The organism is Bradyrhizobium sp. BEA-2-5, assembly GCF_032918025.1.
Lineage (GTDB): Bacteria > Pseudomonadota > Alphaproteobacteria > Rhizobiales > Xanthobacteraceae > Bradyrhizobium > Bradyrhizobium pachyrhizi.
In genome coordinates this window covers 1,193,118-1,207,500 of sequence record NZ_CP136629.1, presented here as the reverse complement: position 1 = coordinate 1,207,500, position 14,383 = coordinate 1,193,118, and the positions used below count along the sequence as shown (strand labels likewise).

10 protein-coding genes, 2 tRNA genes, 2 rRNA genes and 1 pseudogene (1 of these 15 running past the window's edge) are annotated in these 14,383 nt (G+C 62.6%); 6 read left to right on the top strand and 9 right to left on the bottom strand.

Features of this window, described 5'->3' with window-relative positions; all coding sequences use genetic code 11:
- From RX327_RS05515 to RX327_RS05500, 4 genes are all read right to left on the bottom strand, one after another.
- Positions 1–761, bottom strand: a 23S ribosomal RNA gene (locus RX327_RS05515) (it extends 2,085 nt beyond the left edge of the window).
- A 418-nt stretch (positions 762–1,179) separates the two neighbouring features.
- Positions 1,180–1,255: transfer RNA gene (locus RX327_RS05510), tRNA-Ala, on the bottom strand.
- A gap of 33 nt (positions 1,256–1,288) precedes the next feature.
- Positions 1,289–1,365 (bottom strand) — tRNA-Ile (locus tag RX327_RS05505).
- A gap of 207 nt (positions 1,366–1,572) precedes the next feature.
- Positions 1,573–3,063 (bottom strand): 16S ribosomal RNA (locus tag RX327_RS05500).
- The 16S and 23S rRNA genes sit together here with 2 tRNA genes alongside, the layout of an rRNA operon.
- Positions 3,064–4,071: 1,008 nt before the next feature.
- On the opposite strand from RX327_RS05500, the pseudogene RX327_RS05495 reads away from it, so the two are divergent.
- Positions 4,072–6,131, top strand: a pseudogene (locus tag RX327_RS05495) (M23 family metallopeptidase).
- Here RX327_RS05495 and RX327_RS05490 read toward each other — a convergent pair.
- On the bottom strand, positions 6,118–6,303 hold the full coding sequence (locus RX327_RS05490; protein ID WP_152977717.1) for a hypothetical protein: 186 nt from the start codon (positions 6,301–6,303) through the stop codon (positions 6,118–6,120). The pseudogene RX327_RS05495 and the gene RX327_RS05490 overlap by 14 nt on opposite strands.
- Positions 6,304–6,342: 39 nt before the next feature.
- Between RX327_RS05490 and RX327_RS05485 the strand changes: the two genes are divergently transcribed.
- A complete protein-coding gene (locus tag RX327_RS05485; RefSeq protein WP_050385647.1) occupies positions 6,343–6,705 on the top strand; it encodes an SPW repeat protein in 363 nt (120 codons plus the stop codon).
- 81 nt (positions 6,706–6,786) lie between these two features.
- A complete protein-coding gene (locus RX327_RS05480) occupies positions 6,787–7,044 on the top strand; it encodes a hypothetical protein (protein ID WP_028333573.1) in 258 nt (85 codons plus the stop codon).
- Positions 7,045–7,048: 4 nt separating this feature from the next.
- Here the strand turns inward: RX327_RS05480 and RX327_RS05475 are convergent, their stop codons facing one another.
- The 3 genes from RX327_RS05475 to RX327_RS05465 all read right to left on the bottom strand — a co-directional run bounded on the left by RX327_RS05475 (position 7,049) and on the right by RX327_RS05465 (position 11,144).
- A complete protein-coding gene (locus tag RX327_RS05475) occupies positions 7,049–7,423 on the bottom strand; it encodes a hypothetical protein (protein ID WP_050385648.1) in 375 nt (124 codons plus the stop codon).
- A 326-nt stretch (positions 7,424–7,749) separates the two neighbouring features.
- Entirely contained in the window at positions 7,750–10,389 is a 2,640-nt protein-coding gene (gene clpB, locus RX327_RS05470) for an ATP-dependent chaperone ClpB (protein ID WP_317249692.1), read from the bottom strand.
- Positions 10,390–10,580: 191 nt separating this feature from the next.
- On the bottom strand, positions 10,581–11,144 hold the full coding sequence (locus tag RX327_RS05465; RefSeq protein ID WP_050385649.1) for a helix-turn-helix domain-containing protein: 564 nt from the start codon (positions 11,142–11,144) through the stop codon (positions 10,581–10,583).
- Positions 11,145–11,202: 58 nt separating this feature from the next.
- Here RX327_RS05465 and RX327_RS05460 point away from each other — a divergent pair, with 58 nt between their 5' ends.
- Complete coding sequence (locus tag RX327_RS05460; protein WP_050385650.1) at positions 11,203–11,718, top strand: GNAT family N-acetyltransferase; 516 nt, start codon at positions 11,203–11,205, stop codon at positions 11,716–11,718.
- Between the two features lie 55 nt (positions 11,719–11,773).
- Complete coding sequence (locus tag RX327_RS05455) at positions 11,774–12,565, top strand: MOSC domain-containing protein (protein WP_050385651.1); 792 nt, start codon at positions 11,774–11,776, stop codon at positions 12,563–12,565.
- A gap of 43 nt (positions 12,566–12,608) precedes the next feature.
- On the opposite strand, the gene RX327_RS05450 is transcribed toward RX327_RS05455, so the two are convergent.
- Complete coding sequence (locus RX327_RS05450) at positions 12,609–13,277, bottom strand: TIGR02594 family protein (RefSeq protein ID WP_317249691.1); 669 nt, start codon at positions 13,275–13,277, stop codon at positions 12,609–12,611.
- Between the two features lie 231 nt (positions 13,278–13,508).
- On the opposite strand from RX327_RS05450, the gene RX327_RS05445 reads away from it, so the two are divergent.
- On the top strand, positions 13,509–14,381 hold the full coding sequence (locus RX327_RS05445) for an alpha/beta hydrolase (RefSeq protein ID WP_317249690.1): 873 nt from the start codon (positions 13,509–13,511) through the stop codon (positions 14,379–14,381).
- Positions 14,382–14,383: the final 2 nt, after the last annotated feature.

Below are 14,383 nucleotides of genomic sequence, written 5' to 3'. Positions count from 1 at the left end.
GGTTTCGGGTCTAATACAACGAACTTGACGCCCTATTCAGACTCGCTTTCGCTACGCCTTCGCCTATCGGCTTAAGCTTGCTCGTTAAATTAAGTCGCTGGCCCATAATACAAAAGGTACGATGTCACCCAGAACGTATCTTGGGCTCCATCTGTTTGTAGGTGTCCGGTTTCAGGTCTATTTCACTCCCCTCGTCGGGGTGCTTTTCACCTTTCCCTCACGGTACTAGTTCGCTATCGGTCGCTGAGGAGTACTTAGGCTTGGAGGGTGGTCCCCCCGTGTTCAGACAGGATTGCACGTGTCCCGCCTTACTCGTGGATACATCATCGCATTACTCGTACGGGGCTATCACCCTCTGAGGCCCAGCTTTCCTGACTGGTTCCGATTGTCTCTGATGTATCACTGGCCTGGTCCGCGTTCGCTCGCCACTACTAACGGAGTCTCTGTTGATGTCCTTTCCTCCAGGTACTTAGATGTTTCAGTTCCCTGGGTTCGCTTGAAACCTCCTATGTATTCAGAAGTCTCATACCTTCTCTTGATAACCGGAAATCCAAAACCTTGCGGTCATGGTCCCGATCATTTCTGGTCAAACCCCAAAACCTAAGGTCTTGGAGTTCCGGCTATCGAAGGTGGGTTTCCCCATTCGGAAATCCGCGGATCAAAGCTTCTTCGCAGCTCCCCACGGCTTATCGCAGCGTAGCACGTCCTTCATCGCCTCTCAGCGCCAAGGCATCCACCGAACACCCTTAAGGCACTTGATTGCTCTCATTATCAATGTCCACACACTCGGCAGAATGTTGTCTGCAGAATTGCCTTGCGGCACGCGCCCTCGATGAACGCTATTGCGCAGCCGGACATTGACTAGAAAGACCAGCTTGCTTCGTAAGATCGTTCCGATAGCGAGGCGGTCAAGCTTCGCTAAAAGGATCGTTTTACAACTCGCCCATCCCACTCATCTTGCGATGAGCCGCGATGCGCGAGCGCCGAAAACGATCTGGAGATTAGGAATGGCACCCGCGAATTGCTTCGCAGATCCAAACTCGGATCGATCTCCTCTTTACGATGTCAGAAATCACGCAGCTTACTGTCCATCCGGACTAGCAAGTGCGAAGTGATGTTTCGCGGACGAAATGAACAGAGCTTCCTGCACAAGGCGCATTCTCGAGCTTCAATTCCATCTGGTGGAGCCAGACGGGATCGAACCGACGACCTCATGCTTGCAAAGCACGCGCTCTCCCAGCTGAGCTATGGCCCCGTAACCAGAAGACGAATGCACACTCGATGAAAGTGGTGGGCCTGGGAAGACTTGAACTTCCGACCTCACGCTTATCAAGCGCGCGCTCTAACCAACTGAGCTACAAGCCCCCTAACACGAGAGACATGCCGGCGCGCAACCGACGTGAAGTCGATGCACCGCACAGCGCTCAGCCCCAGGCGCGTGTTCGTCCGCGAAGAAAGAGAAACGAAGACGGCGAAATCCCGCCAATGCAGCTCAACGATCTGGCGATCTGTTGGCCACTGATGTTTCTAAAACGATTCGATAGAAGCAAGCTTCTGAAGAACCATCCTTAGAAAGGAGGTGATCCAGCCGCAGGTTCCCCTACGGCTACCTTGTTACGACTTCACCCCAGTCGCTGACCCTACCGTGGCCGGCTGCCTCCCTTGCGGGTTAGCGCACCGTCTTCAGGTAAAACCAACTCCCATGGTGTGACGGGCGGTGTGTACAAGGCCCGGGAACGTATTCACCGTGGCGTGCTGATCCACGATTACTAGCGATTCCAACTTCATGGGCTCGAGTTGCAGAGCCCAATCCGAACTGAGACGGCTTTTTGAGATTTGCGAAGGGTCGCCCCTTAGCATCCCATTGTCACCGCCATTGTAGCACGTGTGTAGCCCAGCCCGTAAGGGCCATGAGGACTTGACGTCATCCCCACCTTCCTCGCGGCTTATCACCGGCAGTCTCCTTAGAGTGCTCAACTAAATGGTAGCAACTAAGGACGGGGGTTGCGCTCGTTGCGGGACTTAACCCAACATCTCACGACACGAGCTGACGACAGCCATGCAGCACCTGTCTCCGGTCCAGCCGAACTGAAGAACTCCGTCTCTGGAGTCCGCGACCGGCATGTCAAGGGCTGGTAAGGTTCTGCGCGTTGCGTCGAATTAAACCACATGCTCCACCGCTTGTGCGGGCCCCCGTCAATTCCTTTGAGTTTTAATCTTGCGACCGTACTCCCCAGGCGGAATGCTTAAAGCGTTAGCTGCGCCACTAGTGAGTAAACCCACTAACGGCTGGCATTCATCGTTTACGGCGTGGACTACCAGGGTATCTAATCCTGTTTGCTCCCCACGCTTTCGTGCCTCAGCGTCAGTATCGGGCCAGTGAGCCGCCTTCGCCACTGGTGTTCTTGCGAATATCTACGAATTTCACCTCTACACTCGCAGTTCCACTCACCTCTCCCGAACTCAAGATCTTCAGTATCAAAGGCAGTTCTGGAGTTGAGCTCCAGGATTTCACCCCTGACTTAAAGACCCGCCTACGCACCCTTTACGCCCAGTGATTCCGAGCAACGCTAGCCCCCTTCGTATTACCGCGGCTGCTGGCACGAAGTTAGCCGGGGCTTATTCTTGCGGTACCGTCATTATCTTCCCGCACAAAAGAGCTTTACAACCCTAGGGCCTTCATCACTCACGCGGCATGGCTGGATCAGGGTTGCCCCCATTGTCCAATATTCCCCACTGCTGCCTCCCGTAGGAGTTTGGGCCGTGTCTCAGTCCCAATGTGGCTGATCATCCTCTCAGACCAGCTACTGATCGTCGCCTTGGTGAGCCATTACCTCACCAACTAGCTAATCAGACGCGGGCCGATCTTTCGGCGATAAATCTTTCCCCGTAAGGGCTTATCCGGTATTAGCACAAGTTTCCCTGTGTTGTTCCGAACCAAAAGGTACGTTCCCACGCGTTACTCACCCGTCTGCCGCTGACGTATTGCTACGCCCGCTCGACTTGCATGTGTTAAGCCTGCCGCCAGCGTTCGCTCTGAGCCAGGATCAAACTCTCAAGTTGGACTTGAACTTTGAACCGGCTGATCACAACGTTTGACGAGGTCCCACCATTTTTCCGACGACCGAAGCCGCCGAGCTGCCCGCGATTCACATCGCTGGCAACGATGGTGTTTCCTTTAAAACGTGTACCGCCGAAGTCTTTCGTCCGGTCTCGATCAGAAAAGCCGAAACTTTTCAGAAGCGAGACCCGCAAGGACTCCGCCGTCCACGTTTCTCTTTCTTCATCTTCACTTGTCAAACAGCCCGGGATCCGATGACCCCACACCCTTAGAGGGTGGTTCTACCCCTCACCGACCGACAGTGAACCTCAACCGATTTATGTCGGCTGTTGTGTCACTCAACAAGGTGAGGAGCATCAGTGGCGCGTTCGCTCGCCTTGGTCAGTGACCCGGCGGCGCCGCGCTCAGTGGTTGGGGTTATAGTCCCCACCGATCGGGATTGTCAACGCCCATCGTCAACAAATCGTCGCACGCCCAAATCGCTTGTGCAGTGCGAAGAAATTGTCGTGCTTTCCGTGACTTAGGTCGGAGGTAAAAATTCGCCACCCAGCCCTCGCGGCAAAAAACTTTAAAAAAAGTTTGTCGCCGGGGAGCCCGTGAGGCCCTCCAAAACGGGTTCCAGCCGCCGCGAGGCCGGGCGGCGGGTATCGACCTGCTTTCAGGGAAGCTTTTCCACCTCAAATGCCGCACTTGAGCCACAATCCTGCGACGTTCTGGCTATAACGAATGCATTGAACCGCTCGTAACCTGTGGGGGCTGGGGCGGTTTTTCTGGGGGACCAGGCGATTTTCTCCAAGAATACGTCGCCTCTTCCCTTCGCGCGGCCGAGCAACATCGAGAGATCTGCACACCATTGACGTTCGAGATCGCGGCTAGCTAATGGCCATCGGCTTCTCGAATTCGATGCGTGTGGCTCGCCACACTGCCGAGATTCCTCTTCCGGGGATCAAGGTGGGGACGAGGATGAGCTGAGGACGATCGCAGTTGCCGGAATTTGGGGGGATATCGGGTTGAGCCAACGGGCGTCACGCGGAAGCGGCATTGGGCGTGAGACCGGGATCATCGATCTCGGCCACGAGCCGCCGCTGTCCGTCGATGGTTCTGAGGCCGCCGTGATCGACCGCCGCCGCGTCTCGGTGCAATGGTTCAGCGGCACAATTCTGACCGGACTCTGCGGCGCGGCCCTGATCGGCGGCGCCGTTTTCGCATCGCTCGACGGCGAGATGACCTTCGCCAAGGTGCCGGAGCGGGTCGAGGGCGCCTTGCGCGGCGCGTTCGGCGCCGCCGATCGCGCCGCCTCGCTGCACAAGAGCGACCGGCTGCCGCCGCCGAGCGAATCCACCGCCTCGCGCAACATCGTGCGCGTCTCGACGGTCGCCCGCGTCGGCAACCGCGACGTGATGCGGGTGCGCCCGTTCGTCCGCATCGCCGGCAACCTGTCGATGACGACGAGCGACCTGTCGGCGAAGATCCCGCCGTTCAACGCCCAGCGCCTGCTCACCGATGTCGGCTCCGACACGCCGGCGGCGGCCGAGGATCCGAATGCCGCGGCCGAGCCCGACGCCGAGGTCTCGTTCGTCACCAAGGATCTCGGCTCCGTGCTGCCGAAAGCCAAGCTCGCCGCCGTCGTCGCGCTCGACGACGTGCTGATGCGGGTCCGCGACGCCGCCAACTGGCGCGGCTCCGGCAATTCAGTGCGCTACGCTTCACTCGCCAATGCCACGGCTGACGCGAGCGGCGCCGGCCCCGACATGAGGATGGCCTACGCCGCCGAGGCACCTCCGATCCCTATGCCGGCTTCGAGACGCGCGTGGTGCCGGAGAACGTCACGCTGCTCCCCAAGACCAAGGAGCAGATCACCGGCGGCAATCCGGTCGGCGAACGGGTTCACGTCGTCAGGAAGGGCGACAGCATCACCTCGATCCTGCGCGATCAGGGCGCAACGCCCGACGAGGCGAAGGCGATCGCCGCAACGCTCGGTCCGCGCGGCCGCGAGGGCGGCCTGAAGGAAGGCCAGAAGGTACGAATCCTGATGGCGCCGGCCGCTCCCGGACCGAATGTCAGGCTGCAGCCCTATCGCGTGATCGTCGCCAACGAATCGGTCATCGAGGCCGTCGCTGCGCTGTCCGATCTCGGAAAATACGTCGCCGTCGACGTGCAAAGCATGAACACCGTCACCGAGACCGCCGACAATTCCAACGACGATGAGGAGGATGACGGCGGCGGCGTGCGGCTGTACCAGAGCATCTACGAGACGGCGATGCGCAACAAGGTCCCGATGCCCGTCATCGAGGACATGATCAAGATCTACTCCTACGACGTCGATTTCCAGCGCAAGGTGCAGCCCGGGGATTCCTTCGACGTGTTCTACGCCGGCGAGGACGAAGGCGTGACGTCGAGCGAAAAGAACGAGGTGCTGTTCGCCTCCCTCACCGTCGGCGGCGAGACCAAGAAATACTACCGCTACCAGAGCCCCGACGACGGCGTCGTCGACTACTATGACGAGACCGGCAAGAGCGCGAAGAAGTTCCTGGTCAGGAAGCCCGTCAACAACGCCATCATGCGCTCCGGCTTCGGCGGCCGCCGCCACCCGATCCTGGGCTACGTCAAGATGCATACCGGCGTCGACTGGTCCACCGCCTACGGCACGCCGATCTTCGCCTCCGGCAACGGCATGATCGAGAAGGCCGGCCCCGAGGGCGGCTACGGCAAGTACATCCGCATCAAGCACGCCAACGGCTACGAGACAGCCTACGGCCATATGTCGGCCTTCGCCAAGGGCATGGAGCCCGGCAAGAAGGTGCGGCAGGGCCAGGTGATCGGCTTCGTCGGCTCGTCGGGCCTGTCGACCGGCCCGCACGTCCATTACGAGATCCTGGTCAACGGCCGCTTCGTGGACCCGATGCGCGTGAAGCTGCCGCGCGGCCGTTCGCTGGAGGGCCCGATGCTGGCCAGCTTCGAGAAGGAGCGCGACCGGCTCGAGGCCCAGATGTCCAGCCGCGGCAGCTCGCGAATCGTCTCGGACGCCACGAGCTCGACCTCGCAGACGCGCTCCATCACCAATCGCTGATTATTCCCCAGGCCACACGGGCCGTCTGACGACGCCGCTGCGCTCCCTTCGGAAGCTGATTGCCGCGTCCAAACAGGCGCCGCCGGACATCGGCGGCGGCGGCGATTTCCGCCAAAATCCCCCGGAATCCACCAATTTCGCGGAACAAGACGGGAACTCGAATGGCGGTCATCCAGTTGATTCGAAGGTAAAACCTCCAATGGAGGGAGTCATGGAGAACTGGACAAACGCAAAACTGTGTGACGTCGCAAACCTGATCCTCGGCGCGATTCTTTTCCTGTCGCCGTGGCTGTTCACGTTCGACGGCGGAACGGTTTCCGCCAACGCCCACATCGTCGGCATTGCGATGGCGGTCCTTGCGATCGCCGCGCTCGCAGCCTTCGCGGTCTGGGAGGAGTGGCTGAACCTCATCGTCGGACTTTGGGCGCTGGTCTCGCCGTGGGTCCTTGGTTTCCAGGGAATCACCACCGCGATGACCGTGCACGTGGTCATCGGCATCGCAGTCGCGGTCCTTGCGGCGATCGAGCTCTGGGTCATGTCCCAGCATCCGCCCCGGCTCACCACTCACAGCTGACGCTTCGAGCTCATCGATTCCTTACCCGCTGGCCGGGATGGCCGGCGGGTAAGGGCATTTGCCCAATGAGGATATGCAACCATGACCCAACTCACCCGCGACGACGTGCTGAAAGCCGTCAGCCACGCCGACGACGTCACGATTGCGCGAATCATCGCATCCGGGGCAACGATCGCCGAGCTTGCCGAAGCGCAGGCGTGGCTCGCCAATGACGAGCCACTGATGAATGACGGCAGGCCGCTGGCCACGGGCCGTGCCCGCGAGCTGGTCGACATCCTCACAGAGCTCGAATCTGCCGAGGACGACGAACCCTCGCCGCCCATCGCCCCGCCGGAATGAAAGCTTACAGCGCGAGGCTGGCGCAGATCAGGAACACGATCCCGATTGCGGTCAACCCGAACGCGACGGCCGCGAGCGGCAGCAGCATGTCGATCGTCGCATGGGAGCTGTTGATCGTGCTGCCCCAGACCGCGAATTCGCCCCTCCGCCATTCGCCAAACGGAATCGGCCGCGCATGCGGATCGTGCCGATGGTCGTATCTCCGCCAGATCTGCGACAGCAGCCACGGCAGGAGCACCGCGACAAACAGCAACACCGTCACGAACATCAGCGACAGTTCCACCTCGCTCTGGCGGTCGAACAGAATCCAGGCCGACAGCACGAACCATCCGACCAGGCCTGCGGCCGTGCCGTAAACGCGCGGATGAAGGATCGTCATAGACGGGCCGGTTATGGGCAATGAGGTCTCTGCTCATGCAATTCGCCTTCTGCTGAGGGCGACCGGCGGTGTGGCTTTGCAGGATGATGCAACGTGGCGCGCGAATCAGCCATGCGATTCGGGCCGAATACTTCCCTTTGGAGCTGCGCGGGATGTTGCCACGCCAGCCGATCATTCAGGATGAAAACGAACGCTGTCCGCAGGCGGTTTCATTAATTCGGGCCCACAAAACGGGCCGCCAGACAGGAACTCCGTCGCGGGCGGCCCGTCGATTGTCGCGGATGCGGCCTGTCGCCAGGCCGCATCCAGTTTCGCTATCGAAACGCTCAGTTCAGCTTGCGCTTCGAGACCGGGGCCTCGAACTGCACGATCTCGGCGGTTTTGGGCACCTGACCGTTGAAGGTCAGCACGTTGCCCTTCTCCGAGATCACGACATGATCGCCGTCCTTGACCTCGCCGGCGAGGATCATCTCGGCCAGCGGATCCTGCACGCTGCGCTGGATCACCCGCTTCAGCGGGCGGGCGCCGTAAGCCGGATCCCAGCCCTTCTCCGCGAGCCAGTCCCGCGCCTTGGCGTCCAGCGTGAGCTCGATCTTGCGATCCTCGAGCAGCTTGGTCAGCCGTGCGAACTGGATCTCGACGATCCGGCCCATCTCGCTCCGCTGCAAGCGGTGGAACAGGATGATCTCGTCGACGCGGTTGAGGAATTCGGGGCGGAAGTGCGCCCGCACCATTCCCATCACCTGCTCGCGCACGGCCGAGGTGTCCTCGCCCTCCGGCTGGTTCACCAGGAATTCCGAACCGAGATTCGAGGTCATGATGATCAGCGTGTTGCGGAAGTCGACGGTGCGGCCCTGGCCGTCGGTCAGGCGGCCGTCGTCGAGCACCTGCAACAGGACGTTGAAGACATCAGGGTGCGCCTTCTCGATCTCGTCGAACAGCACCACCTGATAGGGCCGGCGCCGCACCGCTTCGGTCAGTGCCCCGCCCTCGTCGTAGCCGACATAGCCGGGAGGCGCGCCGATCAGCCGCGAGACCGAGTGCTTCTCCATGAATTCGGACATGTCGAGGCGGACCATCGCAGTCTCGTCGTTGAACAGGTATTCCGCGAGAGCTTTCGTCAGCTCGGTCTTGCCGACGCCGGTGGGCCCCAGGAACATGAACGAGCCTGTGGGGCGGTTCGGGTCCTGCAAGCCCGCGCGCGAGCGGCGCACGGCGGTCGCGACCGCACGCACGGCCTCGGCCTGGCCGACGACACGCTTGCCGAGCTGCTCCTCCATCTTGAGGAGCTTCTCCTTCTCGCCTTCCAGCATCTTGTCGACGGGCACGCCGGTCCAGCGCGAGACCACCTGCGCGATGTGATTGGCGGTGACCGCCTCCTCCATCATCTCGCCGGAGCCTTCACGCGCCTCGATATCCGCCAGCTGCTTCTCCAGCTCCGGGATCCGGCCGTAGGCCAGCTCACCGGCCTTCTGGAATTCGCCGCGCCGCTGCGCGTTGGCGAGCTCGACACGCAGGCCGTCGAGCTCGGCCTTCAGCTTCTGGGCATCGGAGAGCTTGTTCTTCTCCGCGCTCCAGCGCGCCGTCAGCCCAGCAGACTTCTCCTCGAGCTCGGCAAGGTCCTTCTCCAGGGTCTGGAGCCGGGTCCTGGAGCCGGGATCGCTTTCCTTCTTCAACGCCTCCTGCTCGATCTTGAGCCGGATGATCTCGCGGTCGAGCGAATCCAGCTCTTCCGGCTTGGAATCGACCTGCATCTTCAGCCGCGCCGCGGCCTCGTCCATGAGATCGATCGCCTTGTCCGGCAGGAAGCGGTCGGTGATGTAGCGGTTGGACAGGGTCGTGGCGGCCACGAGCGCGGAATCGGTGATCCGCACGCCGTGGTGCTGCTCGTACTTGTCCTTCAGCCCGCGCAGGATCGAGATGGTATCCTCGACCGAGGGCTCGCTGACGAAGATCGGCTGGAACCGGCGGGCCAGCGCCGCATCCTTCTCGACATGCTTGCGGTACTCGTCGAGCGTGGTCGCACCGATACAGTGCAGCTCACCGCGCGCGAGCGCAGGCTTCAACAGGTTGGACGCGTCCATCGCGCCGTCGGTCTTGCCGGCACCGATCAGCGTGTGCATCTCGTCGATGAAGAGGATGAAGGTGCCTTCGCTTCCGGTCACTTCCTGGAGCACCGCCTTCAGCCGCTCCTCGAACTCACCGCGATATTTCGCGCCGGCGATCAGTGCGCCGAGGTCGAGCGAGAGCAGCTTCTTGTCCTTCAGGCTCTCCGGCACGTCGCCGTTGACGATGCGCAGCGCCAACCCTTCCGCGATCGCGGTCTTGCCGACGCCGGGCTCACCGATCAGGACGGGGTTGTTCTTGGTCCGGCGCGAGAGCACCTGGATGGTGCGACGGATCTCCTCGTCGCGGCCGATGACCGGATCGAGCTTGCCGTCGCGCGCGGCCTGGGTCAGGTCGCGGGCATATTTCTTCAGCGCGTCATACGCGTTCTCGGCGGTCGCCGAATCCGCAGTCCGCCCCTTGCGCAGCGCCTCGATCGCCGCGTTGAGGTTCTGCGGGGTGACGCCGCCCTTATTGAGGATGGTGCCGGCTTCGCTGGACTTCTCCAGCGTGAGGCCGAGCAGCAGCCGCTCGACGGTGACAAAGCTGTCGCCGGCCTTGTCGGCGGCCTTTTCCGCCGCATCGAAGGCACGCGCCAGCTCCGGCGACAGATAGACCTGCCCGGCACCATTGCCCGAGACCTTCGGCAGCTTGTTCAGCGCCTCTTCGGTCGCTTTCAGGATTGCTCTGGAATTGCCGCCCGCACGGTCGATCAGACCGCCGGCGAGTCCCTCATTGTCGTCCAGCAGCACCTTCAACAGATGCAACGGCGAGAACTGCTGGTGACCGTCGCGCATTGCGAGCGACTGGGCAGACTGGATGAATCCGCGCGCGCGCTCGGTGTACTTCTCAATGTTCATTCGTTTTCCCTCGGCCTGCCATCGTCACCCATTCAGGCATGACAACGGCATCTTCATTGGGTTTCCGCGGGCCGCGTTGACGTTCCTCAACCAGCCTCTGGTCGTCGCCATCATTGTTCAGGCTTGCCGCAGATGTGGGCACTTGGTTCCAAAACGGAAGAGCCACAGTCTGCGATTTCACCCGATGAAGCTCAGCGCCGCACGATGGCGACAAGGTAGCGGCAGGGCTGAGCCGTTTCGTTACGGAAGGCGATGTCCGATGGCGGACCAAGCTCGACGCGGTCACCCGCAGCGAGCTCATGGCGCTCCGCCCCTTCCATCAACGTGAGGCGGCCACTGATCATCCAGACAACCTGGCGGACCAGGTGATAGGCGCTGGCGGGGAAGCCGGCTTCCTGCCCCGCAGGCAGTTCGATCTCCACCAGCTCCAGCGGATTGGCCGGATGCAGGAACACCTGCCGCCGCAGATAGGCCGCCTTCGGATCGCGCCAGACCGGCTGATCCTTGGCCCGCTGCAGGCGGGAATTGTGTGAGGCAACCTCGAACAGCGCGGCCATGGTCAGGCCATAGGCCGTGGCGATCCGCGACAGCGTCGCCGCCGTCGGGCTTGCCTCCGCCCGCTCGATCTTGCTCAGCATGGCCTTGGACACGCCGGCCCGCCCGGCGAGTTCCGCCAGCGACCAGCCGCGGCCCTCCCGTTCGGCGCGAACCCGCCGTCCGAGAGCCTCATCGGCCTTGTCCTCTATAATTGACATATCGTCTTATATAGTAGACGATGGCGGTTCGTTCAAGAGGCCCGTCAAGGAACCACCGATGATAATCCGCCCCGCCACCGAGCAGGACATCCCGGCCATCACCGCGATCTTCAACGAGGCGGTCGCCAACTCGAATGCGATCTGGACGGAGAAGCAGGATTCCGACGCCGAGCGGCTGGCTTGGATGACGGCGCGGCAGGCTCTGGGCTATCCCGTGCTGGTGGCCGTCGAGGGGGCGACGGTGCTCGGCTACGGCACATTCGGCGACTTCCGGGCCTTCCCGGGCTACCGCTACAGCGTCGAGCACAGCGTCTATGTCCATGCCGATCATCGCGGCCGCGGCCTCGGCCGGATCATCGTCGACGAACTGATCGCCGTGGCCACCGCGCTCGGCAAGCACGTCATGATCGCCGGTATCGACGGCGGCAATCCCGCCTCGCTGCGGCTGCACGCGCAGGCCGGCTTTGTCGAGGTCGCCCGGATGCCGGAGGTCGGACGCAAGTTCGGCCGCTGGCTCGATCTCGTGTTCATGCAGCGCCTGCTGGACGCTCCTGGAGCGGCGCGCGCCGACTAGTACCTTCCCGCGGGCGGCAGTTCTCCTCGCCCACCAAACAGGCTAGAGCGGGCGAATGGACAACACGCACGCTTCCTCCGCCCGGATCACCGGCATCTACCGCTACCCGGTCAAGGGTCTCACGCCCGAGCCGCTGCCGCACGCAGAGCTCAAGATCGGCGAGACGATTCGCTCCGATCGCCGCTATGCGATCGAGAACGGCCCGAGCGGCTTCGATCCCTCGGTGCCGAAATGGCTGCCGAAGCCGCATTTCCTGATGCTGCAGCGGGACGAGTGGCTGGCGCCGCTGCGCGCCCATTTCGACGATGACAGCCACGTGCTGACGCTGCGCCGGGATGGTGCGATGGTGGCCCAGGGCGACCTTGAGACCGCGGAAGGCCGCGCGGCGATCGAGCGCTATTTCGCCGATCGTCATACCGGCCAGATCAAGGGCCCGCCCAAGGTGCTGGTCAGCCCCGGGCATAGTTTCTCCGACGTGCCGCGCAAGGTGGTCTCGATCATCAATCTGGCCAGCCTGCGGGCGATCGAGGAGATGGTGCAGGCGCCGGTGCATCCGCTGCGCTTCCGCGCCAACCTCTATGTCGAGGGCTGGCCGGCCTGGCATGAAGCCAGCCTGCTCGACCAGACCATTGCGATCGGCAGCGCCCGGGCCAGGGTGGTGAAGCGCATCACCCGCTGCGCCGCTGTCAATGTCGATCCCGATACCGGCGCGCGCGACCTCTCGGTGCCGAACACGCTGATGCAGCGCTTCGGCAATAATGAATGCGGTATCTACGCCGAGATCATCAGCGATGGCGGTGCCGCCATCGGCGACACGATTGCCGCTCAGGGACCTGTAGCGTCGTAGGCCGGGGCGAGGCGCGTGCGCGCCCTGCCCCGCTTTCGAGCGATCAGTTGGTCGGCATCACATACGCATAGATCCGGCCGCGCGAGACCGGCGCTTCGCGGACGCGGTTGCCGCTGTTGCCGGAGATCATGATCGGATTGCCCTGCGCATCGACGCCGGTGATGATGCCGACATGGCCGCCCCGGCGGCCGCGCGACATCACCGCGATGGCACCGACCTGCGGACCGGAGATGCGCGTGCCGTAGCGCGCGAACGAGCTGGCCATGTCGGAGCCGGTGCCCTGATGGCCGGTGTGCTGCAGCACCATGTTCATGAAACGCGCGCACCACAGGCTGCCGCGCCCGGTCGGATTGCCGCCGAGATAGCGCCGCGCCTCGGCGACGATGCCGGACGAGCCGAAGCCGCTTGCCGCAATCACGCCGCCGGTGTTGGGCACGACGTCAGCGCTGCCGGGCAACGGCGCCGCGTTGGTTTCGACGATCCCGCCCGGCTGCGCGAGTGCGCGGCGCTCGGCGCGCGACAGCCGCGCTGCGTGCCGATAGTGATGACGGGCATAGTGACGCGCGTGATGGCCGGGATGGGCCGAATGCGCGTGACGTGGATGATGTGGACGGGCGGATGCCGGAGCGGCGGAGATCACGGCGAGAGTGAGCGAACACAGAGCCAGCGCCAAAACACGAAGCGACCGGCGACACGCAAGCAACTGAACCATACTTCACTAGATCCTCTGTAACGCCCCCCAACTCCCCGTCGCGTTCCCGGGGGAACACGGCGGTGGTTTTGAAAATCGGGATGGCGCGAGGAAGATTTCATGCGGCACTGCGGGAATAATTTCTGGGTCATTCCGCGATGATTCGATGACGAGAAAAGAACCGGAACTGCCGCATTGCGGCCTTGAAAATTAACTGCAAATCTGGAGGCGGCCAACGAGAGGAGAATTTCAATGCCCTACGCCACGACGAAAGATCATGTCCGTCTTTATTTCGAAGAAGCGGGTAGCGGCACGCCGATCATCTTCCTGCACGAGTTCGCGGCCGACTACACCAATTGGGAGCCGCAGATGCGCTACTTCTCGCGCGGCCATCGCTGCATCGCCTACTCGGCGCGCGGCTACACGCCTTCCGATGTGCCGCCGAGCGCCGACGTCTACACCTACACGCATTTCTACACTGATGCGCTCGCGGTGCTCGACCATCTCGGCATCGAGCACGCGCATCTCGTCGGCCTGTCGATGGGCGCCTATTCGTCGCTCCAGATCGGGCTCAACGCCCCGCAGCGCGCGTTGTCGATGACGCTCGCCGGCGTCGGCTCCGGCTCCAGCCTCGAGCATCTCGATGCCTTCCGCGCGCAATGCCGCGCCAATGCCGAGCAGTTCGAGACATCAGGCTCCGCCGAGGTCGCAAAGGTCACGCGCGAGGCGCCGAGCCGAATTTCCTTCCTGGTGAAAGACCCGCGCGGCCACGCCGATTTCTATGCCGCGCTGGCACGGCACGACGCCAAGGGTTCGGCGCGCACGATGCGCGGCTTCCAGGGCGGCAGGCCCTCGATCTACACCATGACCGACGCCATCAAGCGCGCCGCGACGCCGGCGCTGATCCTGTGCGGCGACGAGGACGACAATTGCATCGCCCCCAGCATGTTCCTGAAGCAGCATTTGCCGGCCGCCGGGCTCTCCTTCTTTCCGAAGTCGGGCCACGTGCTCAACCTCGAAGAGCCCGCGCTGTTCAACGAGAGCGTGGAGCGATTCGTCACGCTGGTGGAAGCCGGACGCTGGCCGGTGCGCGATCCGCGGTCGCTGGTGGCGGCGCCGGTTTGACG